Below are 20,236 nucleotides of genomic sequence, written 5' to 3'. Positions count from 1 at the left end.
GATAAAAGGAAAGTGATTTTGAAAAAGTAAAAGTGATAAAAAAATTCTTCTATTGTTATTGTATGGAAATGAGATTGCAGAGCTTGCTTGAGCGTGGTAAAATATATAATCATATCTGTATTGAATAAAATCTGAAATTGAGTTACTTAAAAAGTGACGTTGATAAAAATCCAAAAGAGAGTAAAGAATGAATGAAATAGGATATCATGGAACCTGTTCAAAACACAAAGACAGTATAGAAAGCAATGGATTTGATCCTGCGAAATGTAACTATCGTGCTGATCATTGGTTGGGACAGGGAGTATATTTTTTTGACGATTATGAGAAAGCATTATGGTGGTCTGCAACAGCTGTTTTACATAATAACGATTTTGGAAGAGTGATTTTTAGGGCGACTATAGAAGCACCGGATGAAGAAGTATTGGATTTGGATGATAATAAACAACTGGATGCATTTTTCGCTGAGATTATCCAATGCATAGATGAAATTAAAAAAAATTGTTCTGGAAATATGCCTGTATTTGATGATAAAAATTTTCGTGCTCTTTTCTTTGATTATTATAAGCAAAAAAAGAATATCGCTGTTATTACCAGAACATTTCAGAAAGATTATGCAGGTTATACAATGCGAAGAAACAAGAAGGATAAAGAATTACAGAAGAAAATAGTGAATATTACAGGCCTTGGATTTAATGAACGTCAAATTTGTGTTTCAAAAAAAGAATGTATTAAATCAACAAAACTAATATATAATGAAGAAGAAGAGGTGATTTAATGTTAGATAAAGAATTGTTCTTTTCATTGTGCGAGAAGTATAATGTTGAATTGAGTAAAACTGCTAAAACTCCTATGATAAGAGATGCAGAGGGAGTGCATGCAATTACAGAGGAAGATGTAAAACAGATTTTGACGCCGCCTCAGAAGTATTTTGATTATTCGAATAACAACATTAATACAAGTAATGTAAAGCCAGAGTTTGATTTTATGGATGATTACGCAACTGCATGCTAGGAGAAAAAATATGGAAGTCAGATCTAAATATGAAAGTGCTCTTATTTTAGACAAAATTGAAATTATAGAAAGTAGCTTTAGAAAAAAAGATGGATCGTTAGATGATCTGGAATTAGGAGTTCAGGTTGATCATAGTCTGAATAAAATCGGTGATGATAAGTTTGAACTTATTCTTACAACTAAAGTTGCAGATCAAGATGAAAAAGTATGTGTTTGGGTAAAAGGAAGAGCAATATTCAATACTCAGCAGGAAAACATGAGTATTCTTGAAAGAAATGCTATTGCTATTCTGTTCCCATATATTAGAAGCTATATTTCTACCATAACAACTCAGCCGGGAATGGCACCTATTTTATTACCGGCAATGAATATTGTTGCGATGCTGAATGATCAAAAGAAAAATTAACATAAATGCTGTTGACATCAGTATATGGATTATAGTACTCTTAAAAAAGAAAGAAACGGGTTTGTTACCGTACGGCTATTGCCTGGGTGGGGTGCTCGTTTCTTTTTTTATAAAAAATATAGTTGTTGACCTGAAAACTGCATGCTACATAAATTTATAGATATTTATAATCAGAAATGAAGCACTTGTGCATGTGTTATTTATTACTGTTAATCTTACGGAGTGATATCAGGTGAAAGTAAGTAAATTGTGTTGACACTGACATTTGGCCAGAGTAGAATAAAAAAACAGAAAAGGAAAATTTTTGTAAAGCTGTTTGTTTGATACAAGCAGTTTTTTTTACAGAAAAAGTGAACAATAATGAAAGGACAAAACACCTGAAATACAGGTGAATCTATCAGGAGGAAAAAACAATGCCAGGATATCTGATCAAAGATACAACAAAAGAAGAACGTAAACAGATCGTAGAGGAATCTCTGGGAAATATCTCCGCAAACTGTGATGGTTGTATGGCGAGACTTGCGGATATGTATCAGGATTATATTGATGGAAAAAAAGAGATCCGTGAGATCAATATGGAGTTCAATGCCAGATATGTCCGTGGAGATATGGATAAAGAGGAAAAAAGAAGCTGTCCGATGTAGAGGAGTAAAACAACATGATAAAACTGATCGCAACAGACGTAGACGGAACTCTTGTAAAAGACGGGACCATGACTATCAATCCGGAATATATGACAGTGATCCGGAAGCTGACTGAGCTGGGAATCACCTTTGTGGTGTGTTCCGGGCGGCAGTATGACAGTGAGAGGAAGCTGTTTGAGCCGGTGAAGGATCTGGTGTATTTTGTGTCAGATGGCGGTACGGTGATCCGGAAGAATGATAAGATCCTGAAGGTACATACACTTCCGGATGAGGTTTGGAAACGCATGCATCATATGGTGAAAGAAAAAATGCCGGAATGTGACTGCTTTATTGCCACACCGGAGTGTTGCTATGCGGAGAATGAGAATGGAAGGATGTTCCGGTGGCTGCGGGATTCCTATGGTTATGATATGAGAAAAGTGGATGATCTTTCTTCTCTTCAGGGAAAACAGGTGCTGAAATTCTCTGTCTATCACCAGGAACGGTGCGAGGAGCTTTGTGCCCCGTATTTTACACCGGCATGGAGGGATAAGGTAACGTTGGCGGCTGCCGGAAAAGAATGGATGGACAGTACACCGCCGGAGGGCGAAAAAAGTACAGCTGTCGAATTTATCCAGCAACAGTTAGGAATTTCTCCGGAGGAAACCTGTACATTCGGAGATAACCTCAACGATATCGCCATGCTCCAGAAAGCGGGAATGAGCTACGCAGTAGCCAATGCCAGAGCGGAAGTGCAGACAGCAGCTAAAGGAGTGTGTCCCTCTTATAGTGAAGATGGAGTCTTACAAATTCTGAAAGAGATTGTTTCTGAAAGCGGAAAACAATAAAGATACATAAAATATGTGCTTCCGGTAAAGAAAAGTCACCGGACAGGGGTTGACTTTTAAAAACAATTCTGTTAAATTGAAAAAAATCGAAAATTTCAATTCCATGAGGGAGTAGTTCGCACGTAAGTGTGATTTGTCAACAGACCCGGTTTTTTCTGAAAAACCTGGCAAATCTTAAAGAATGAGACTCATGTATGCTCTGTTATTTTTTATTGCAGCAGGGCATACATGGGTCTTTTTTATGTAACAAAAGAATGCCGGAAAGAATTTTTTCAGCAGGGCAGGCGACAATGAATCTCCGGGTTATGGGAAATAAAAACAGAAAGTGAGAAGAAAAATGGAAAATCTGGTAAACAGTTCACCGCTGATCCTTGTGTTAGTCTTTCTTGTGATCGGCTTTGCTTTCTTGATGAAGGGTGCGGATTTCTTTGTAGAAGGAAGCTCCAGTATCGCAAAAAGGCTGAAGGTGCCGCCGATCATCATAGGACTTACTATTGTGGCAATGGGAACATCACTGCCGGAAACCGCAGTCAGCGTTACGGCGTCACTGGTCAATAACAATGAGCTTGCGGTCAGCAATGTGGTAGGTTCCAATATTTTTAACCTGATGGTGGTTGTTGGAGTCTGTTCCATCCTGACGCCGATCCTTGTACAGAAGGAAACCATCCGGAGGGATATTCCGTTTTCCATGATCTGTGCGCTCCTTCTTCTGGGGCTTGGAATCCTGGCAGCAGGAGATACGATCGGAATGAGACTTGGTCATCTGGATGGAATGATCCTGCTGGGATTTTTTGCAGGTTATATTGTGGCAATGATCCGAAGTGCCATGAAGGCCAGGGCAGCAGGAAAAAATGTGGACATGGAAGGAATGGAAGAGCTGGAAGGAGAAATCGGCATCCTTTCCTGGCCGAAGAGCATCCTTTTTATTGTGGGAGGCGCACTTGCCATTGCTTTGGGCGGAGATCTTACCGTGGATGCTGCCAGCCGCATTGCCATTGATCTTGGAATGAGCCAGACACTGGTGGGACTGACCATTGTTTCCATCGGAACTTCCCTTCCGGAGCTGGTGACTTCCGTGGTTGCAGCCAGAAAGAACGAAGTGGATATGGCTGTGGGAAATGCGGTAGGCTCCAATATTTTCAATATTCTGATGGTTCTCGGAGCTGCATCTGCCATCAATCCGGTGGCACTGATCCGGGAAAATATTATTGATATTGTCATACTTATCGTGTTCTCGCTGATCGTGTGGATCTATGCGGCGACAAAGCAGAGGATCAGCCGGAAAGAGGGAATTTCCATGGTGTGTATGTACCTGATCTATGCAGGGTATATTATCTGGAGATAGCTGCTGTGGGCATGCAGTTGGTCCGATGTGGACAATAGTATCGTATAGAGTTTATACCAATGCAAAATTTATAAGAAAAGCTCCAACTGTATCAATATCGGGATGCAGTTGGAGCTTTTCTGTAATTATGCTCATTTGCACTCAGAAGAGAAAGCTTTTTTTGAAGATTCTTCTGAAGCGTTCTTCTGATGTGGTGTCATATCATCACTGTCCGTCATCAGATATTTCCGGACGGCAAAAAGAATGGCGATACCGATGATCCCGATCAGTGTCTGTACAGGATCGAGATGTTCCACGACCATCTGCCTTGCTGTTGCAAAAAGCAGGACTTCGACAACAGTCTGGGCGGAATGGCGGCAGAGCATTTTTACAAACTCCACACCGACTACAAGGGACAGTGCCTGCGACAGGAAACTGGTAAAAAAGCTGGTGTCCATATCCATGACGGAGGTACCGGCAGTTGTAAGGATCAGTCGGAGTCCGGACAGTGCGATCACGATAATGATCACGATGGATAACACGATCTCTGTGTAACGGGCTGTGTTGTATATCAGTTCATTAAAATGCTTGCGGATATTGTGGTTAACTGCGGTTCTGTCTTTCATGGGAAGTTATCCTTTCTTTTTCGCAGAAGCGGGATGATCGATAAAACGGGTTGCAAAATAGCCGAATACGCAGGTGATGACAACCATACATGGCAAAAACAGCCAGAAGCGCTGCTGGCTCATGGTGTTGAACCATGGAGCATTGGCCTGAAGAATCATAATGATGGGCATATGCCACAGATAGATCCCGTACTGGTTCCGTGCCACGAAATACAGTGGATGCAGAAATCTGAAATCCATTTCCGGCAGGAGGGAGAATCCCACAAGTAGTATACTGAGCAGGACCGCCAGGATGGAATGGGCCGGATAACCGGAGGAAGCAGTGCCATAAAGCCCGTGACTGTGATAATAAAAGATCCATACCAGGATCAGTGCGGCGCTTGCAATAGAAACCGGAAGTCCAAGCTTCCGCCGGTAATCCTGCATACGATCTCCGGTCTGTTTCCAGAAAGCGGCAGCAGCCATTCCCAGCACAAAATTATCCAGCGCAGAGAATACCTGACGCTCGTATACAAAATATACAGAGTTATCCGAAATCCCGGAATTGTGGAGATAACGGACGACTGCGAACCGACAGATAACAGTGAAAACAATGGACACAATGGCAGAGACGAGCCAGTTTTTCCGGACTGCCTTATAAAGGAACGGGGCGACCAGATAAAATTGAAAGATCACGCCCATCGTCCACAGCGCACCATTGATGGAACCATGAGTCACCGGGGAAAAGTTCTCCGTAAAAGTATAATACGCCAGGATGTGCCGAAGTCCCTCATTGCTGAACATTTGCGTGGACATAAAGATCAGAAGGACCGTGATACATACATAATACTGGGGCATAATGCGGATGCAGCGTTTTTTCATAAAAGCCCGCCAGCCGGGGAGACAGCCTCGTGCCTCCGAAGAAGAAAGGGAAAGATAAATCCCATATCCGCTTAACAGGAAAAACAGTGTAACTCCTACTTCACCTCCAAGAGTCAGAAGTGTGTGGATGGCTGTATGCGACTGCCATGGCTGCCCGGACAGAACGTAGCAGTGATACAGCATAATGTAGAGAATCGCCCCCGCACGGAGCAGATCGATATTTTTGATACGCTTCATAAATAAATCCTTTCCTGAAAAAAATAAGTCTGCCCCATGACTGAAACGGGCAGACAGAGATAAGTTCAGTATAGCATGAACGTGGGAGATTGGAAAGCTGTCGGAGGGAAAATTTACTATTGTAAAAACGAACACAAGTTTGTATAATGGAAAATATAAGAAACGAACATATATTCGAAAAAAGAGGAGCGTGAGAAGTGGTGGACATCGAAGAAAGAACACCCGACAGAAAAGCAATACGAGTACATTGCCCGAGTTGCTCCAACAGCAGATTGTTCGAGCTGACAGGTGACTGTTCCAGAATCCTCCGGATCAAATGTCCCAGATGCAGAAAAGAGGTGGAGATACAGCTGGCACATTGCAATGAACAGCGATACAGAAAGCAGATCTTTTATTACAGAACACATAAGAGATAAGAAAACCACATAAAAACTGAGTGAGAAGCCGGCCGGCAACTGTAGATTGCGTAAGAGCCAGACTCAAAGCCAGGAAATACTTCCCTGATTTTAATATCAGGGGTTTTTTCCTGGCTTTTTTCTTGTTAGGGCAAGGCCCTGCTTTGCATTGTGGAGTTTTTCGTTAATCCGAAAAACGGAACTTTGGAAAACATGGCTGATTTATGCTTCTAAAAACTCAAGAATCTCTTGTTTTGTCCAATGATTAAATCCCATCTTCGCCAGGGTCCTTCCAGTTTTCATATAATTTTCATCATTATAATAAGATGCTATTGTTACAAGTGCCTTTGCAATCGGAACATCTACACCGCACAAATCTGCAAGCTCACAAAACGGAACAAACAAATATGGAACATCTTCCGTAATATAACGAGCTTTTGATGTGTTAGGTGCATTTTTTATTTTAGAATGAACACTCGACTCACGATTAAAGTCATAAATACATTTTGCATGCGATGCGTAAAGAACATTATTTGCTTCCAGCTCTGTTCTCAAATGCATATGTAAACTATCTCCAACTGCAAGACGTTCTAAATCCAATGCATCCTCAACTTTTGCGACCGCTGTAGAGCAACAATCCGCATAAAAATTGAACTGACCATCAAAGTTCTCGCACAGACCCATGTTCAAAATTGACAATACCGGATGTGCACCAAAATTGATATTTTCAAAAGCAGCCACAATAGGATTTGATAAAAATTCCGGTCGAATCGGGAATACCTCATTAACCAAATTCATCAATTCTGGAGTTTTCTTACTATTCGGGAATATGCTCATTGGCATAAATTCCTTTACACCCATAATAGCTACAGCACCAGCATGAGCTAAACGCGTTGCCCAAGGCAAGCTAATGGTATCTAAAAATGTGATGTCCATACCCGCTTTCTCTGATTTCTGAAGGCATTTGTTCAAGATTAATCCACCATAATTTCCAGGAACAATAAAGATTTTCATGCCATCTCTTAAATATGGAATCATACTATTGAACATAATTTCCTGCGCAAAGGAAGGACAAACCATCATAAAGATATCTGAAAATTCCATAGCAGCCTTAATATCTGTAGTTGCCAACGCAATTTTTGAGAATCCTGCATTTAACATAGGACATTCATGTAGTTCAGCAACGGCCTCAATTCCCCCTGTTTCATTAACTGCATTAATCTGAGCCGGAAAATTAGGGGAATCATAAATACAGACATCATGCCCCATCTGGCCCAAACTATATGCCATTGCCATTCCGCCATTTCCTGCACCAATCACTGTGATTTTTTTCGTTGTTTTCATAATGCAATAATCTCCTTTTCCTTTTTAATATATTAATATAATTTTATAAAAGCACTGCAATGGTTACGATAGTACTAACAATTGCAATCACAATAAAGAAGAACGGAAGAACTGCCTTTACCCAACGTGGAAAAGGAACTCCTGCAATTGCTAATGCCCCCATGAGAACCGCCTGCGTAGGTGAAATAAGATTCATAGTTTCAGAACCAGCTGCACAAACCATGACTGCAAATTCTTTACCAACACCAAGAAATTCACCTAATGAACCAATAATGGGAATGGTTGCCGTTGCTAATCCTGATGATGATGGAATAAAAAAAGACAAAAATATGTATACAATATATGCAAGAGCTGGGAATACAACTCTGCTAACACCACTCATTAAGATTTCTCCAAAATGAAGAATTGTATCCATAATCAAGCCATCTGTCATAATGACAGATAGACCTTTCGCGCAGCCTAGAGTAATGGCAACTCCCAGAATATTTTGACAGCCTCCAACAAACAGGGAAATCATTTCCTTTTCTTTCATATGAGACATTTTGCCAATAATAACAGCTGCAAGCAGAAAGATTACAGTGAGTTCTTTCATTCCCCAGCCTCCCAAGGGCTGCATGTTTCCAATGAGACGTCCCACTAATGGAATTTGACAAAGATTTTCGTGAATATTATCAAATACGTAAATATTGAATTTACTGCTCCATGGAATGATTGCTAAAATCATTACGATAAAGGAAGAAGCAAACACTGTTAAAATAGCTTTTCTTTGTCTGGTAAATTCAGGAATATCATCGGTACCTAATTTATGAATATGTGATTCTATTTCATCGCGTATATCATAAACAACCGATTTGGTCGGATCTTTACGAACCTTCTCTGCATAATGCATAGTAAAAAGAATAGAAGCGATTACTGTGGCTATATAAATAACAACTCGAATCAGCATACCATCCGCAAGAGAAATTCCGGCAATATCAGAACCTATTCCTACCGAGAAAGGATTGATCAACGCACCAACAATTCCCGCTCCAGATCCAAGGAATAAAACCATACAAGCAGTCACTGCATCATAGCCCATTGCAATAAACATCGGAATAAGAATCGGATAAAATGGAATAGTTTCTTCCGAAAATCCAAACGTTGTTCCACCAATGGATGCGATAAACATTACTATAGGAATCATTAGTTTTTCTCGACCATTTAAACGATTGATCACATACATAAGACCTGCATCAAGTGATCTACTCTTTCCTATAATTCCCAAACATCCACTTAACACGAATACAAATAAGATAATGTCAATTGCACCACGGAATCCTTGCATTGGTGCAGCCAAAATATCCCAAATTCCCTGTGGATTCGATTCTACCTGCATATAAGTTCCCGCTACCGGAACATTATCCACACGAGTATATTCGCCCGCAGGAATAAGATGTGTTAAAATTGCCAACACGATCGTCAGTATTATCAAAATACAAATTGATGATGGCATTTCAAATTTTTTCTTTCTTACTTTTTGCTCTGAATCTTTCATAGTTCCCTCCCCCAATTTTTTTTTGATATTTATGCAGTTTTGCTTGCTGTACTCATAGTATACGATTTAATTTTGTGTCAAATATGATACTATTTCGTTTTTTTTTATTTATATTTTGTTTGTTTTTAATAAATTGTGTTAAATTGTGTTTTTTTATGTTTATAAAATAAAAATATGATAAAATATCTACACAAATTAGGAGGGATGAATATGGCAAATATATGTCTAATTGATGATGAAAAAGCATTAAATCAAGTATTAAAAACCTATTTGGAACGCGATGGTCACTCAGTTGCTCCCTATTACTGCATACAAGATATCTATAGGCAAGCAAACTGGTACTCATTGTATGATCTTTATATTATTGACATCATGCTTCCAGATGGTAGTGGCACCGAATTGATGAGAAAGATTAAAGATAAAAATAGGAATATCCCCGTTATCTTGATTTCTGCCCGTGGGGAATGCATTGATCGTGTATTAGGATTTGAAATGGGGTGTGATGATTATTTAGCAAAACCTTTTTTACCAGCAGAACTTTGTTATCGTGTTTCTAATTTGTTAAAAAACAATAATATATCTCTCAAAAAACTTATCAACTTTAATGGGTATAGCCTTGATGAGGCCAAACGAACGATCTGCACTGAGCAACAGCTTCAAATACCTGTTACCAGTAAGGAGTTTGATATTATCCTTTATTTTGTAATGCATCCTTCAGTTGCCATTTCGCGAGATCAGCTTCTTACAGATATTTGGGGTGAAAGTTACTATGGCTATTACCGTGTAGTAGATAATCATATAAAAAATATCCGTAGAAAACTTCCAAAATTTCACTTAGAAACAATCTACGGTTTCGGATACAGGTGCACATTATGATAAGAAAAGAAGCAATCAATCAACGATTTTACAAAAATTTTTTTATTATTTCTGTTATTCTTGCTTTTGCAATTGCTGCTGCCTCTCTCTGCATCATCTACTATTGGTCATTTTACCATTATAATCATATTTTTGAAGATCGCATAATTGATGAAGAAAATCTCAAATATGCCGCAGAAATGGGCATCAAAAACGAATGGCTCTTGGGCGTAAGTACAGATTCTATTGATGTTTTGGAAGCTACATACAACGAAGAGACCAGAGATCATATTTACCAGCAAGCTTTGAACCAACAGGAAATCGAAAAATTTTATCGTGAAAAAATTGATAATAAAGAATTAATTTATTGTATTTCTTTAACGCCAAAAAATGGGGAATTTTTTTATAAATACTCTGTTATCAGAGATCTCTATCATGAAGTATTCCCATATATTGTGGGATCTTTAGCTGCATTTGTTATTTTACTTGTATTTATTTTATATTTTTATTTTCGATTTATTGAAAGACAATTTTCTTCTGAATTGGCAAAACTTCAAGCATATGCACACAAACTGGAAAATCTGGCTTTAAACACTGAACCAGTTAAGCCATGCAATAATAATAATCTTATAGATGCACTTGAAAATAGTTTTTATGAAATGCATATTAAACTTTTAAAAAAAGAACAGTTGCAAAAAAGTTCTCTTCAATATATTTCTCACGAAATGAAATCTCCTATCATGATTATAGAAAGCTATGCCGTTTCAGCTAAAGAAAAAATTTATCCGATAGGAACTTTAGATGATTCTTTAAATATTATACTAGAGCAAACAACCAGAATGAAAGAAAAGGTTTCGTCACTATTACAGTATGTAACGCTTAGTACGAAAGAAATTCAAAAAGAAATTTTTAGTTTGTCTGATATGTTTGATACGATTTTTGCCGATTATCATACACAAATCCACATGGTAAAGTATGTACATTTTCACATCCATCCATATTTAAATATTTTTGCTGACAGGCATAAAATACGGGTAGTTCTGGAAAACATTTTGGAAAATCAGCTTAAATACAAAGATTCTCAAATAGCGATCAGGGCTTACCAAAATCAGAAAGATCAAATTATCATATTATTTTATAACGACGGAGCATCTATCGGCCCCGAGTTAAAAAACCAAATCTTTACGCCATTTGCAAAAGGCTACAATGGCTCCAATGGTCTTGGGCTTTCTATCACTAAAACGATTCTTCTCCAACACCAGGGAGATATAGAACTCTTATCAACACGAAAGGGAACGCTTTTTCGCATAACCATTCCTATGTCAATATCAAGTTGTTGCTCCATTGATTCTGGCAAATCTTAACATTGTTCAAAACACCTGTATCTTTTAAAAGACGTGAATCACATTTCTATGGTTCACGTCTTTTTATCAATTATTTGATCTTAATGCTTGGTTGTCCACTTCGTATCCGTTTTAATATCTTGTACTGCCGTTCTAATTCTGCTTATTCATCCATCTGCAATCTCTTTTGATTGGTATAACCCGAATCCGGACGCTTTTTGATACGTGCATGAAGGCGCACTTTCTTAGATACTGTTAAGGGATCTTTACCGGTAATTCTTCCAATTTCTGAGAAGCTTTTGTTCTCGGTAAGACCTTTCTCGATATTAACACGCTGTTCAAATGTTAAATACTGCATGGCAGGAGATCTTCTGGTAACAGAAAAAGGTGAGGGACGCCGAATCTGGTATTACTATGATTCTGCAGCAAATCCCGTTTCAATGCGAGTGTCAGGAAAAGACTATTTTTACGTAAGAAATCTCCAGAATGATGTCATTGCACTGATTGACGACACCGGAGAGACTGTAGTAGAATACAAGTATAACAGCTGGGGAAAAATCCTGAGCATCACCGGCAGCAAAGCCGGCACCATCGGAAAAACAAACCCGTTCCGCTACAGAGGCTACTACTACGATGAAGAAACCGGAATGTACTATCTGAAGAACCGGTATTATGATCCGGAGATACGGAGATTTATCAGTGCGGATTCGTATATTTCCGGATTTAACAGCACAATGTGCAATGTATTCAGCTATTGTGGAAATAATCCGGTATCTAATAGAGATCCAGAGGGAACTTTCTTTAAAAAGATAGTGCATTTTTTAAAATCTACATGGAAAAAAACGAAGAAAGCGGTTGCTAAGGTATATAATTTTGTAAGGGAAAATGTTGCAACATTTGTTGGAACAGAAAGTTATCAGACCAGTAAAGTAGATGAAGTTTTAGTAGATGGAGTGGTTAAAGTTACTCAGACCATATCGACGCGTAATACTTCTCACAACTCAGAAATGGTAACGGTATATGCAAATCATGTTAATGGTAAGAGTTTTGAATGGGGTTATTCTATGGATGTAGGTGTTGTACACTCAGGCACTTCTATTAGTCAGGGGACATTAACCCAAAGTTTAAGTATAGGAAAAAAGAAAACTATAGGAGGTAGTGTGGGTCTTAACAATAAAGGGTCTCTTATAGTGGCAACAGATTATACAGTTACATCCGATAAAAGTGAAACAACAACTGAAATATCAGTAGAAATTTCATGGATGGTTCTGGCAGCGGCATTAGGGTGCTTACTTATACCTGAATTAATGGTGGCAATGCCTGCCTTTGTAAAATTTATGGCTTAATAATTAGCAAAAAGGCTACTATTCAATTGGATTATAGTAGCCTTTTGAGAAAGGAATCATATGGCGAATCTGATATTGAGCATTTTCGAAAGAGTTATAACAATATTAATGTTTATTGCATTGGCAGTTGCTCTCGTATGCAAGAAAAAATCTAAAAAGGTACCGCTTTTTATCATCAGACCAATTTTTCTGGTTGGTTTGTTATTTATCATGTTTCAGGCAGTATTTGTGCAACGAAATTTTACCTCGCTGGATAAAGCGATTCGGGCATATGATGTTAAGGCGAAGCCAATAGCAACCTTGCAGGATGAGAAATCTACATATGTTATCATGGATGAAGATGGATCTATTGAAGGAAGAATTTTTCCAAAAAATGGAAAGAAATGGAAATTGCCGGATTCAGCATTTTTCAGAAAAAGTATGAGCTATCCTTCAGAAGATGCCAATATTGATATGAGATCAATAGAAATACATGGAGCATGGTATATTGTAATACTCCCACATTATCTTATGGGGGAGAATTCTATAGATGAGGTTCACGATTCGGCTGGAACAGAATTTTTAAAAACGGAATATGAGAATATAACGGTATATTATGGATATCTGAAAACGAAACCAGATGATTACTGGATTTCTGTAGATGGAGATAAAGTAGCGATCAATCTGTGAAGCGTCAAGATTGTAGGAAAAGGAGAACATAAAAATGAATATTTCACTGTCTAACTGGTGGTCGTGGGGAATCTTATTGCTGTTGCTCATGATAGTGGCAGTTGTGGATTCCAGAAAAAGAATCCCACGAAAAATATCCATATTTATACTGGTTCCGCTTTTGTCTGTGGTCATCATATTTATGATGTCCGAAAATAACAAAGAGGCTGAACAAAGTTTCCATACACTTGAGGAAGCAGTAACAGCCTATGATGATCGGTCAGATGTCGTGGCGACATTACGAGGAAAAACTTCAGCATTGGTTATTATGGATGATGGAGATGTGATGGACTCACAGATTTTTGAAAAAACAGAAAGCGGCTGGAAACTTCCGGAAGATTCAGAGTTTCAGGACACAAAGCGTTTTACAGGAGACCGGATTATAGTCGACGTATCTACCGTAGCAGTTGATGGGGAATGGTATGTTGTGGTGTCACCATATCCGGGAATAAAATCTCCCATAACGAATGTATACGATTCGGAAGGAACAGAATTTTCCGAAGCAAAAGGAAGCGAAAACGTTTACTATGGATATCTGAAAAAATACCCAGAGGACTACTGGGTTTCTGCAAGTGGACAGAAGATGGTTCCAATCGGGATTTTGAAGGATTGGGTCAGAGCTATGAAAAAAATTCTTCTGGATGGAAAATAATAAGTAGTCATTAAAATAATAGATATCATAAAACATAAAACAAAAGATTATGGGATTTCTGTAAATGGGGAGAAGATATCACTTGAGTGAAAAAACAAAACGTTTTTTTCTGATAACATTACTTCTGACACCAGCTTGCTACCAGATCATGCCGGAGATCAGAATGGCATTAGTATTGGCGGCAATGGGAGAAGCTGTATTATCGGCAGATAGAATTTGGGCAAGAAATGAAAGTTTTCCTTTTGCAAATTTATATGATGACAGGAATCCTCTGTATGTACGAAAAATGTTGAAAAAGAGGAAATGTTTTTCCGGGATAAATGGATATTTTGTAGTACAGATTTTGCTTTTGAGTTATGTTCTTCTGATGACAGCAGGGTTCATTTCTGATCATATAATACATAGAAGATATCAGGAAATCAGACTGGAATTTTTCTGGATTTACTGGGGAATAATAATGAGTCTTGGTGTAGTGGAGGCATATTATATCCATATTTATAAGAAAAGTTTCTGCTATCCGAGAAATAAAAAAGGTATCTGGATGCCATTCAGCTTTATCGGATATGAAATGCAGGGACTGGCAGGAAGGATACTGCCTGATCCAACAGAAGAAATGGAGAAAAATCAGCCTTTGGTGTTCGAAGAATGTCTTTTTAAAAACGGATATGCTAAAAAAGCAAATTATATATTAAAAGAGAATGACCAAATCTGTTTTTATCAGAAAAGAAAAAATCAACAGGTAAACTTATGGGCGATCATTGATATAGCAGATATGAAGAAAATGCATATCCAGCTTCTGAATGATGCATTTGAGATTTTCTGGTGTAATGAGCTGACCAGAGAAGAAAAAAAGAAAGATGTACGTTTTACCTTTGTGATCCAGACTGAGAGAATCAATGATGCTATAGGCAGGATTTTTTATGACGGATCAGGAATACGGATGTATAAACATCGAAGTCGTATGGCCGTTTTGTATGAGAAAAAACATGACATCATAAAAATAAAATGTACGGACCGTGAGTCCAGATATAAAAATATTTACAGAGAAATGAGAGAAGAACTGAAGCGGGTGATCGGAAGACGGGATATAGATCGGTAGACTGTATGCAAAGGGAATGTGAAAAAAAATATGCTGATCAAAGTGATAGAACCAATTGTATATCTGATAATTATTGTTAATCTGGTGATCGCTATTTCTTATAAAAGAAAATCAAAAAAGACACCAGTTAAGGTTGTTGTACCAATTGTTATATTAGGAATCGGACTCTTTGTGTGTGATACAATATATACTCACCGAAGTTTCAGTTCTGTAGAGAAAGCTGTAGAAGCATATGGTGATAATGCTGAGATTATCCGTATTCTCCAGGGAGAAAATTCTACATATGTTATCATGGATAATGAAGGAACAGTAGAGGGGAAGATCTTTCCGGAAAGTTCTGGAAAATGGAAATTGCCAGATTCTATATTTTATGGTACAGGCAGAGAGTATCAAGATGTAAAGATAAATATCGATATGTCAACGATAGAAATCAATGGGGAATGGTATGTACTGGTAGCACCGAATGATGATAATTATGTAATAGCCGATGTGAAGGATTCTGTGGGAACAAAATTTCTGGAAGCAGAAAATAACAAAAATGAAAAGATATGTTATGGATACATGGAACACAAACCGAAAGATTACTGGATTTCTGTAAATGGAGAGAAGATATCACTTGATTAAAAGAATATGTATTAGAAAAGAAAGAGGCAATTATACAGAGAAATGATCGACATGTTGAGCAAATCAATTTATTTATGCGTATATGCCCTGGTATTTGGAGGATTACTGAAATCTTTTTATTTCTATTTGGCGCCGGTCGGTGTAATGGAAATTTTGGCGGTTCTGGTAAGCCTGATGATCTCAAATATTCTATTTATTCCTACGGTTATTATACCGTCAAGATGGAAAACCCCTTATAATGTGCCGGATAGTTATAACTGTCAGAATCCATTTTATGTACACGGTATGTTAAATGACAAAAAGGAATCGAAATATGCTCTTCCTATCAGGAAAAACGGAAAGTTAAAAAGTTTTTTGTTTTTGCGAAAAATAATGATTCTGTGGCTGGGAGTGTATTTTACATATCTGGGGATGCAGTATGTAAATCCAGGTATAAATAGTACAGTGATAGAAATCCTTCTGAATATCTCGCTGGCTTTTATGATCATGGCAAGATCATGCATGTGGATATTTTATGTGAAATTTTATAAAAAGAATTATAAATACCCAACAGATAAAGAAGGAAATTGGGCGCCATTCAGTTTTCTGTGCCAGAATATCAATATGTATTATGAAAATCCGGTGTGTTACAGGGATTTACAGATACATTCTGATGTAATGGAAAAAGATTTTGGAATTTATCAATATATAAATACGTATAAAGCTCCTCGAAATGGAAAAACTTTTTTCTACAGATATGACAAAACAGATGAGATACATATTTTGGCATATGTAAAAACAGATTTGTTTCAGGAAGCGGATATCGGAAAATTAAATAAAGCTTTTGTAGAATTTTGGAAACAGTATATTACAACGAAAGAGGAAAAAAAGGAAATATATTTTTCCTTTGTGATGGAAGTAGAAGATGATAATCGTATTCTGAAGAGCATTGTACGGAATAATTCAGGGATAATGATGTATAAAAGACGATACCGTCTTGGAGCGGTATATAACCGTTATTATAATCGCCTGGAAATCCTTCCGTTATATAGATATTCGAGATATAAAAAACAATATGAGAAAATGAAAAAAGATCTGTTGGATTGTCTGGGAATATCGGATGTTGTACAGGCTTGACGATTAGGGGGGATCATAATAAACCGAAAAAGAAAAAATAATATACCTGGAAAAATTTTATTATTTTGTATTTTATTCTTGTCATATCGTTGGATTTTTGAAGATGATAGATTCACATTTGGAGTAGCCGCTTGGGGATATTTGGCATTGACTGGATGGGTATTCAGATGTGGCGAAACACCGGATCAGGATATTTCTTCGGAAAGTGTAGATGAAAATCCTCTATATGTTTATGGGATGATGAGAAAAAATCGAAAATGGCTTTCCGGAATCAGAGGGTGTTTTCTGTTTCAAATGTTGCTTTTGACAAATGTTTTTTTTGCAGCAGTATATTCCTGTTGGAAATGTTGGACGAATAGCAGTGGGAATGATGCGATTGAAAAAGCGTTATTACCACTGTATATTTTAATGACAGCGGGGTATGTTCAATTTTTGAAGCATAGTGCTAGGATTCATGCAAGAAGCTACAGGTATATAGAGAATAAAAAAGAAATCTGGATGCCATTCAGTTTTATTTGTTACAAATATGAGAGGTTAATAGATATCAAAATAACTTTTCCAGAAGAGGTCGAAGAACGAAACGTTGTATTTGAAAAAGGGCTTTTACATAACCAGTACCAAAAAAAGTCAGAATATGAACTGGACGAAAAAGGAAAAGTAAGTTTTTTCAAGAAAAATAGAAATAATCAGGTGAATATCTGGGCGCTTATAGATATTACAGATATGGATAGAAATGATGTTTTGTTGTTAAATGATAAATTTGCAGAGTTCTGGATCAATGAGATGAGCAGAGAAGAAAAAAAGAAGGATATTCGTTTTACATTTGTAATCCAGGTAGATGAAATGAATGATTATCTGCAGGAAATTTTTTATGAAAGCCAGGGAATCTTTATGGATAAGCACAGAAGCCGGCTGCCTGTATTATATATACGCAAACACGATATCCTGAAAGTAAAATGGGCTGATGATAATTCAAGATATATGAATATCAATAAGGAAATGAGAAAAGAGTTAAAGAAAATATATGATGATTCGGAGATAGAATCCATTAATAGCTGAAGAAAGGAATCATATGGCGAATCTGATATCCTTAGAAGCCCATTACCTTTAGGTGATGGAGAATTTATTCGGTCACAACCGAGTCAGCCATGACCGAATAAAAAATATGTACATATCTACTCTTCAAACCTGCAAAGTGCCTTCTGCTGTGCTCCATAAATGGAGTGATTTCCGTTGATCAGATAAGCGAGGATGCATACCAGGATGAGGGGAAGGGTATTTCGGGTGCCGAAGACTTCCAGGCCGATGAGGATCGGGGCGATGAGGGTATTGGTGGCGCTGCCGAATACTGCGGCGTAGCCAAGTGCCCCGCAGATAATGGGAGGGATCCCGAGGATGGAACCTAGGACGACTCCAAGGGAAGCGCCGATGGAGAACAGTGGTGTCACTTCGCCGCCTTGAAAACCGATGGCAAGTGTAAATACAGTAAACAGAAGCTTCAGAATCCAGTCATATCCGTAGATCGTTTCTCCGGCAAAGGAAGCGGAGATGAGATTGGTTCCAAGACCTGTGTAGCGTCCGCCATAGCTCACAAACAGCAGAGCTGCCAGTGGAATGGCCATGACACCGATGCGGATCAGCGGATTTGAGATTTTTTCCCCGAATAATTTCTTTGCTTTTTGAAGAAGTACGGAAAAGCATCGTCCGGCAAGACCAAAGGCAAGTCCGAGAGCAATGAGAGAGATCATGCTTCGGAGATTGGTCACAGTCCAGGTGTCCTGGATATCCACAGCAAATTTTTCCAGTCCCAGGAAATGAGAGGTGAAGGAGGCTGTATATGCGGCAATAAGTGCCGGCAGCAGCGCATCGTACTCAAGATATCCGGCAACGATCACCTCCATGGCAAAAAATACAGCTGCCAGTGGCGTCTGGAACAGACCGCCAAAACCGGCAGCCATACCGGTGATCAGCATGACAGGCTTATTTTCCCGGATATGCAGCCTGCGTCCTGCCTCGTGAGAGAGTGTAGCACCGATCTGCACGGCAACACCTTCACGACCGGCACTTCCTCCGAAGAGATGAGTGATCCAGGTGCCGATCATTACCAGAGGGACAAGGGCCAGAGGAATCTGGTCTCTTTTTTTCTGCCCGGTTTCGAAGATCAGGGACATGCCCTTTAAGCTTAAGGTGCTGAAATGATGATACATCCACACAATAAGAAGTCCGGCCAGAGGCAGGAAGGGCAGCAGATATCGCCAGTGTGCGGTGCGAAGATCAGAGATCGCCAGCAGGCCCCGGCCGAAGATGGTATCTACGATTCCGACGCAGATTCCCACGACCACTGCAAGGACAGCATATTTCAGCTGTAGGATCCGATGTTCTTTTTGGATAGTTTCTTTTGTCATAGTAACTCCTTTCAATCTCCCGGATCTTAAAAATCCATCAAAAAAAGCTGGTAACCCCGTGCATTGCACAGAAGTCATCAGCTCATTGGCGGTTTCGATAAAGATCGGGGGAGAACTTCATTCCCTTTCTGCCTGAGAGTATAGCATCCGAGGCTGATATCGTCAATAGTCAGACGGAAATCCGGAGTATCTTATTTGCTACAGGTGTGCTATGATTAAACAAATCGGCAGGTTACGGGTGAAGCAGCAAAGCGTAATATGCTGCGACTAAGACTTGCACATATAAGAATGTAAAAATAACGGAGGAGACACCATGGAAGAACCAAGAATTGACCAAACAGTCTATACAGGAAGACCGGAGAACACCGAGGGCCGTCTGGAGAAGGAAATCGCAGTGTACGATTTTCTGGACAGTCTTGGGATTGAATATAAAAGAGCAGATCATGAAGCACTGATGACCATGGAGGCCTGCGAGGCAGTGGATCAGCTTCTGGGAGCGCAGATATGCAAAAATCTTTTTCTCTGCAACCGACAGAAAACGGATTTCTATCTACTGCTGATGCCGGGAGAGAAGCCGTTTAAAACAAAATTTCTGTCCAAACAGATCGGAACAGCCAGACTTTCCTTTGCAGACGGAGAGCAGATGGAGGAATATCTGAACATTACCCCGGGGTCCTTAAGTCTGATGGGACTGATCTTTGATAAAGAAAAGAAGGTACACCTGGTGATCGATAAAGAAGTCCTGGATGAAGAATATTTCGGATGCCATCCGTGTATCAATACTTCCACTCTGTTGATGAAGACCAGTGATGTAAAAGAAAAAATCCTGCCGGCGCTGGGCCACGAATATCAGGTGGTCGAGCTTCCGACAGAATAGAA

General features: G+C 38.7%; 22 protein-coding genes and 1 riboswitch. Of the genes, 16 read left to right on the top strand and 6 right to left on the bottom strand.

Features of this window, described 5'->3' with window-relative positions; genetic code table 11:
- Positions 1-187 precede the first annotated feature (187 nt).
- The 6 genes from EYS05_RS03485 to EYS05_RS03460 all read left to right on the top strand — a co-directional run bounded on the left by EYS05_RS03485 (position 188) and on the right by EYS05_RS03460 (position 4,233).
- Entirely contained in the window at positions 188-775 is a 588-nt protein-coding gene (locus EYS05_RS03485; protein ID WP_138276609.1) for a hypothetical protein, read from the top strand.
- On the top strand, positions 775-1,011 hold the full coding sequence (locus EYS05_RS03480) for a hypothetical protein (protein ID WP_005424066.1): 237 nt from the start codon (positions 775-777) through the stop codon (positions 1,009-1,011). The genes EYS05_RS03485 and EYS05_RS03480 overlap by 1 nt, the downstream gene beginning before the upstream one ends.
- Positions 1,012-1,021: 10 nt before the next feature.
- Entirely contained in the window at positions 1,022-1,417 is a 396-nt protein-coding gene (locus EYS05_RS03475) for a protein-export chaperone SecB (RefSeq protein ID WP_015543171.1), read from the top strand.
- A gap of 413 nt (positions 1,418-1,830) precedes the next feature.
- Complete coding sequence (locus EYS05_RS03470) at positions 1,831-2,061, top strand: hypothetical protein (RefSeq protein ID WP_021650258.1); 231 nt, start codon at positions 1,831-1,833, stop codon at positions 2,059-2,061.
- Between the two features lie 14 nt (positions 2,062-2,075).
- On the top strand, positions 2,076-2,888 hold the full coding sequence (locus tag EYS05_RS03465; protein ID WP_138276608.1) for a Cof-type HAD-IIB family hydrolase: 813 nt from the start codon (positions 2,076-2,078) through the stop codon (positions 2,886-2,888).
- Positions 2,889-3,225: 337 nt separating this feature from the next.
- The gene (locus EYS05_RS03460; protein WP_138276607.1) at positions 3,226-4,233 is read left to right on the top strand and encodes a calcium/sodium antiporter; all 1,008 of its coding nucleotides are present in this window, start codon (positions 3,226-3,228) and stop codon (positions 4,231-4,233) included.
- Positions 4,234-4,364: 131 nt separating this feature from the next.
- Here the strand turns inward: EYS05_RS03460 and EYS05_RS03455 are convergent, their stop codons facing one another.
- The 4 genes from EYS05_RS03455 to EYS05_RS03440 all read right to left on the bottom strand — a co-directional run bounded on the left by EYS05_RS03455 (position 4,365) and on the right by EYS05_RS03440 (position 9,209).
- On the bottom strand, positions 4,365-4,838 hold the full coding sequence (locus EYS05_RS03455) for a transporter (RefSeq protein ID WP_110102843.1): 474 nt from the start codon (positions 4,836-4,838) through the stop codon (positions 4,365-4,367).
- A gap of 6 nt (positions 4,839-4,844) precedes the next feature.
- Positions 4,845-5,936 carry an acyltransferase family protein gene (locus EYS05_RS03450; protein WP_138276606.1) on the bottom strand — a complete coding sequence of 364 codons (1,092 nt, stop codon included), beginning with the start codon at positions 5,934-5,936 and terminating at the stop codon, positions 4,845-4,847.
- A gap of 617 nt (positions 5,937-6,553) precedes the next feature.
- The gene (locus EYS05_RS03445; protein ID WP_110102840.1) at positions 6,554-7,675 is read right to left on the bottom strand and encodes an NAD/NADP-dependent octopine/nopaline dehydrogenase family protein; all 1,122 of its coding nucleotides are present in this window, start codon (positions 7,673-7,675) and stop codon (positions 6,554-6,556) included.
- Between the two features lie 43 nt (positions 7,676-7,718).
- Positions 7,719-9,209, bottom strand: coding sequence for a YfcC family protein (locus tag EYS05_RS03440; RefSeq protein ID WP_110102839.1), 1,491 nt, complete (start codon positions 9,207-9,209; stop codon positions 7,719-7,721).
- Between the two features lie 210 nt (positions 9,210-9,419).
- Here EYS05_RS03440 and EYS05_RS03435 point away from each other — a divergent pair, with 210 nt between their 5' ends.
- Together EYS05_RS03435 and EYS05_RS03430 are read left to right on the top strand one after the other, a co-directional pair.
- Positions 9,420-10,085 (top strand): response regulator transcription factor, encoded by a 666-nt coding sequence (locus tag EYS05_RS03435; protein ID WP_158293301.1) that lies wholly within the window; start codon positions 9,420-9,422, stop codon positions 10,083-10,085.
- Positions 10,082-11,428, top strand: coding sequence for a sensor histidine kinase (locus EYS05_RS03430; protein WP_110102837.1), 1,347 nt, complete (start codon positions 10,082-10,084; stop codon positions 11,426-11,428). The genes EYS05_RS03435 and EYS05_RS03430 overlap by 4 nt, the downstream gene beginning before the upstream one ends.
- Before the next feature lie 142 nt (positions 11,429-11,570).
- Here the strand turns inward: EYS05_RS03430 and EYS05_RS03425 are convergent, their stop codons facing one another.
- On the bottom strand, positions 11,571-11,765 hold the full coding sequence (locus EYS05_RS03425) for a helix-turn-helix domain-containing protein (RefSeq protein WP_110102836.1): 195 nt from the start codon (positions 11,763-11,765) through the stop codon (positions 11,571-11,573).
- Here EYS05_RS03425 and EYS05_RS03420 point away from each other — a divergent pair.
- The 7 genes from EYS05_RS03420 to EYS05_RS03390 all read left to right on the top strand — a co-directional run bounded on the left by EYS05_RS03420 (position 11,764) and on the right by EYS05_RS03390 (position 18,011).
- The gene (locus EYS05_RS03420) at positions 11,764-12,753 is read left to right on the top strand and encodes an RHS repeat-associated core domain-containing protein (protein WP_110102835.1); all 990 of its coding nucleotides are present in this window, start codon (positions 11,764-11,766) and stop codon (positions 12,751-12,753) included. The genes EYS05_RS03425 and EYS05_RS03420 overlap by 2 nt on opposite strands.
- 60 nt (positions 12,754-12,813) lie before the next feature.
- Positions 12,814-13,422: a hypothetical protein gene (locus EYS05_RS03415; RefSeq protein WP_138276605.1), complete on the top strand. Its 609-nt coding sequence runs from the start codon at positions 12,814-12,816 to the stop codon at positions 13,420-13,422.
- A 34-nt stretch (positions 13,423-13,456) separates the two neighbouring features.
- Positions 13,457-14,113, top strand: a complete 657-nt coding sequence (locus EYS05_RS03410) for a hypothetical protein (RefSeq protein WP_138276604.1) — start codon at positions 13,457-13,459, stop codon at positions 14,111-14,113.
- 82 nt (positions 14,114-14,195) lie between these two features.
- Positions 14,196-15,212 (top strand): hypothetical protein, encoded by a 1,017-nt coding sequence (locus tag EYS05_RS03405; protein WP_138276603.1) that lies wholly within the window; start codon positions 14,196-14,198, stop codon positions 15,210-15,212.
- 30 nt (positions 15,213-15,242) lie between these two features.
- Positions 15,243-15,836, top strand: a complete 594-nt coding sequence (locus tag EYS05_RS03400; protein WP_138276602.1) for a hypothetical protein — start codon at positions 15,243-15,245, stop codon at positions 15,834-15,836.
- 762 nt (positions 15,837-16,598) lie between these two features.
- The gene (locus EYS05_RS03395; protein ID WP_138276601.1) at positions 16,599-16,952 is read left to right on the top strand and encodes a hypothetical protein; all 354 of its coding nucleotides are present in this window, start codon (positions 16,599-16,601) and stop codon (positions 16,950-16,952) included.
- Positions 16,953-17,099: 147 nt separating this feature from the next.
- A complete protein-coding gene (locus EYS05_RS03390) occupies positions 17,100-18,011 on the top strand; it encodes a hypothetical protein (RefSeq protein WP_138276600.1) in 912 nt (303 codons plus the stop codon).
- A gap of 116 nt (positions 18,012-18,127) precedes the next feature.
- On the opposite strand, the gene EYS05_RS03385 is transcribed toward EYS05_RS03390, so the two are convergent.
- Positions 18,128-19,357 carry a chloride channel protein gene (locus EYS05_RS03385; protein WP_174235828.1) on the bottom strand — a complete coding sequence of 410 codons (1,230 nt, stop codon included), beginning with the start codon at positions 19,355-19,357 and terminating at the stop codon, positions 18,128-18,130.
- 61 nt (positions 19,358-19,418) lie between these two features.
- Positions 19,419-19,491, bottom strand: a riboswitch (Fluoride riboswitch).
- A 179-nt stretch (positions 19,492-19,670) separates the two neighbouring features.
- Between EYS05_RS03385 and EYS05_RS03380 the strand changes: the two genes are divergently transcribed.
- Positions 19,671-20,234 carry a prolyl-tRNA synthetase associated domain-containing protein gene (locus tag EYS05_RS03380; protein WP_118625918.1) on the top strand — a complete coding sequence of 188 codons (564 nt, stop codon included), beginning with the start codon at positions 19,671-19,673 and terminating at the stop codon, positions 20,232-20,234.
- The last annotated feature ends 2 nt before the right edge of the window (positions 20,235-20,236 follow it).

The sequence above is a fragment of the Blautia sp. SC05B48 genome (assembly GCF_005848555.1).
Classification (GTDB): Bacteria; Bacillota; Clostridia; order Lachnospirales; family Lachnospiraceae; genus Blautia_A.
The sequence above is the reverse complement of the archived record's forward strand: the minus strand, read 5'-3'. Positions and strand labels throughout refer to the sequence as shown.

Excerpts from the sequence above, each read along its gene's own strand:
- EYS05_RS03465 (WP_138276608.1), top strand. The coding sequence starts at position 2,076 with ATGATAAAACTGATCGCAACAGACGTAGACGGAACTCTTGTAAAAGAC.
- EYS05_RS03425 (WP_110102836.1), bottom strand. The coding sequence starts at position 11,765 with ATGCAGTATTTAACATTTGAACAGCGTGTTAATATCGAGAAAGGTCTT.
- EYS05_RS03380 (WP_118625918.1), top strand. The coding sequence starts at position 19,671 with ATGGAAGAACCAAGAATTGACCAAACAGTCTATACAGGAAGACCGGAG.
- EYS05_RS03430 (WP_110102837.1), top strand. The coding sequence starts at position 10,082 with ATGATAAGAAAAGAAGCAATCAATCAACGATTTTACAAAAATTTTTTT.
- EYS05_RS03460 (WP_138276607.1), top strand. The coding sequence starts at position 3,226 with ATGGAAAATCTGGTAAACAGTTCACCGCTGATCCTTGTGTTAGTCTTT.
- EYS05_RS03440 (WP_110102839.1), bottom strand. The coding sequence starts at position 9,209 with ATGAAAGATTCAGAGCAAAAAGTAAGAAAGAAAAAATTTGAAATGCCA.
- EYS05_RS03415 (WP_138276605.1), top strand. The coding sequence starts at position 12,814 with ATGGCGAATCTGATATTGAGCATTTTCGAAAGAGTTATAACAATATTA.
- EYS05_RS03445 (WP_110102840.1), bottom strand. The coding sequence starts at position 7,675 with ATGAAAACAACGAAAAAAATCACAGTGATTGGTGCAGGAAATGGCGGA.
- EYS05_RS03470 (WP_021650258.1), top strand. The coding sequence starts at position 1,831 with ATGCCAGGATATCTGATCAAAGATACAACAAAAGAAGAACGTAAACAG.
- EYS05_RS03480 (WP_005424066.1), top strand. The coding sequence starts at position 775 with ATGTTAGATAAAGAATTGTTCTTTTCATTGTGCGAGAAGTATAATGTT.
- EYS05_RS03435 (WP_158293301.1), top strand. The coding sequence starts at position 9,420 with ATGGCAAATATATGTCTAATTGATGATGAAAAAGCATTAAATCAAGTA.
- EYS05_RS03475 (WP_015543171.1), top strand. The coding sequence starts at position 1,022 with ATGGAAGTCAGATCTAAATATGAAAGTGCTCTTATTTTAGACAAAATT.
- EYS05_RS03420 (WP_110102835.1), top strand. The coding sequence starts at position 11,764 with ATGGCAGGAGATCTTCTGGTAACAGAAAAAGGTGAGGGACGCCGAATC.
- EYS05_RS03400 (WP_138276602.1), top strand. The coding sequence starts at position 15,243 with ATGCTGATCAAAGTGATAGAACCAATTGTATATCTGATAATTATTGTT.
- EYS05_RS03385 (WP_174235828.1), bottom strand. The coding sequence starts at position 19,357 with ATGACAAAAGAAACTATCCAAAAAGAACATCGGATCCTACAGCTGAAA.
- EYS05_RS03410 (WP_138276604.1), top strand. The coding sequence starts at position 13,457 with ATGAATATTTCACTGTCTAACTGGTGGTCGTGGGGAATCTTATTGCTG.
- EYS05_RS03485 (WP_138276609.1), top strand. The coding sequence starts at position 188 with ATGAATGAAATAGGATATCATGGAACCTGTTCAAAACACAAAGACAGT.
- EYS05_RS03450 (WP_138276606.1), bottom strand. The coding sequence starts at position 5,936 with ATGAAGCGTATCAAAAATATCGATCTGCTCCGTGCGGGGGCGATTCTC.
- EYS05_RS03455 (WP_110102843.1), bottom strand. The coding sequence starts at position 4,838 with ATGAAAGACAGAACCGCAGTTAACCACAATATCCGCAAGCATTTTAAT.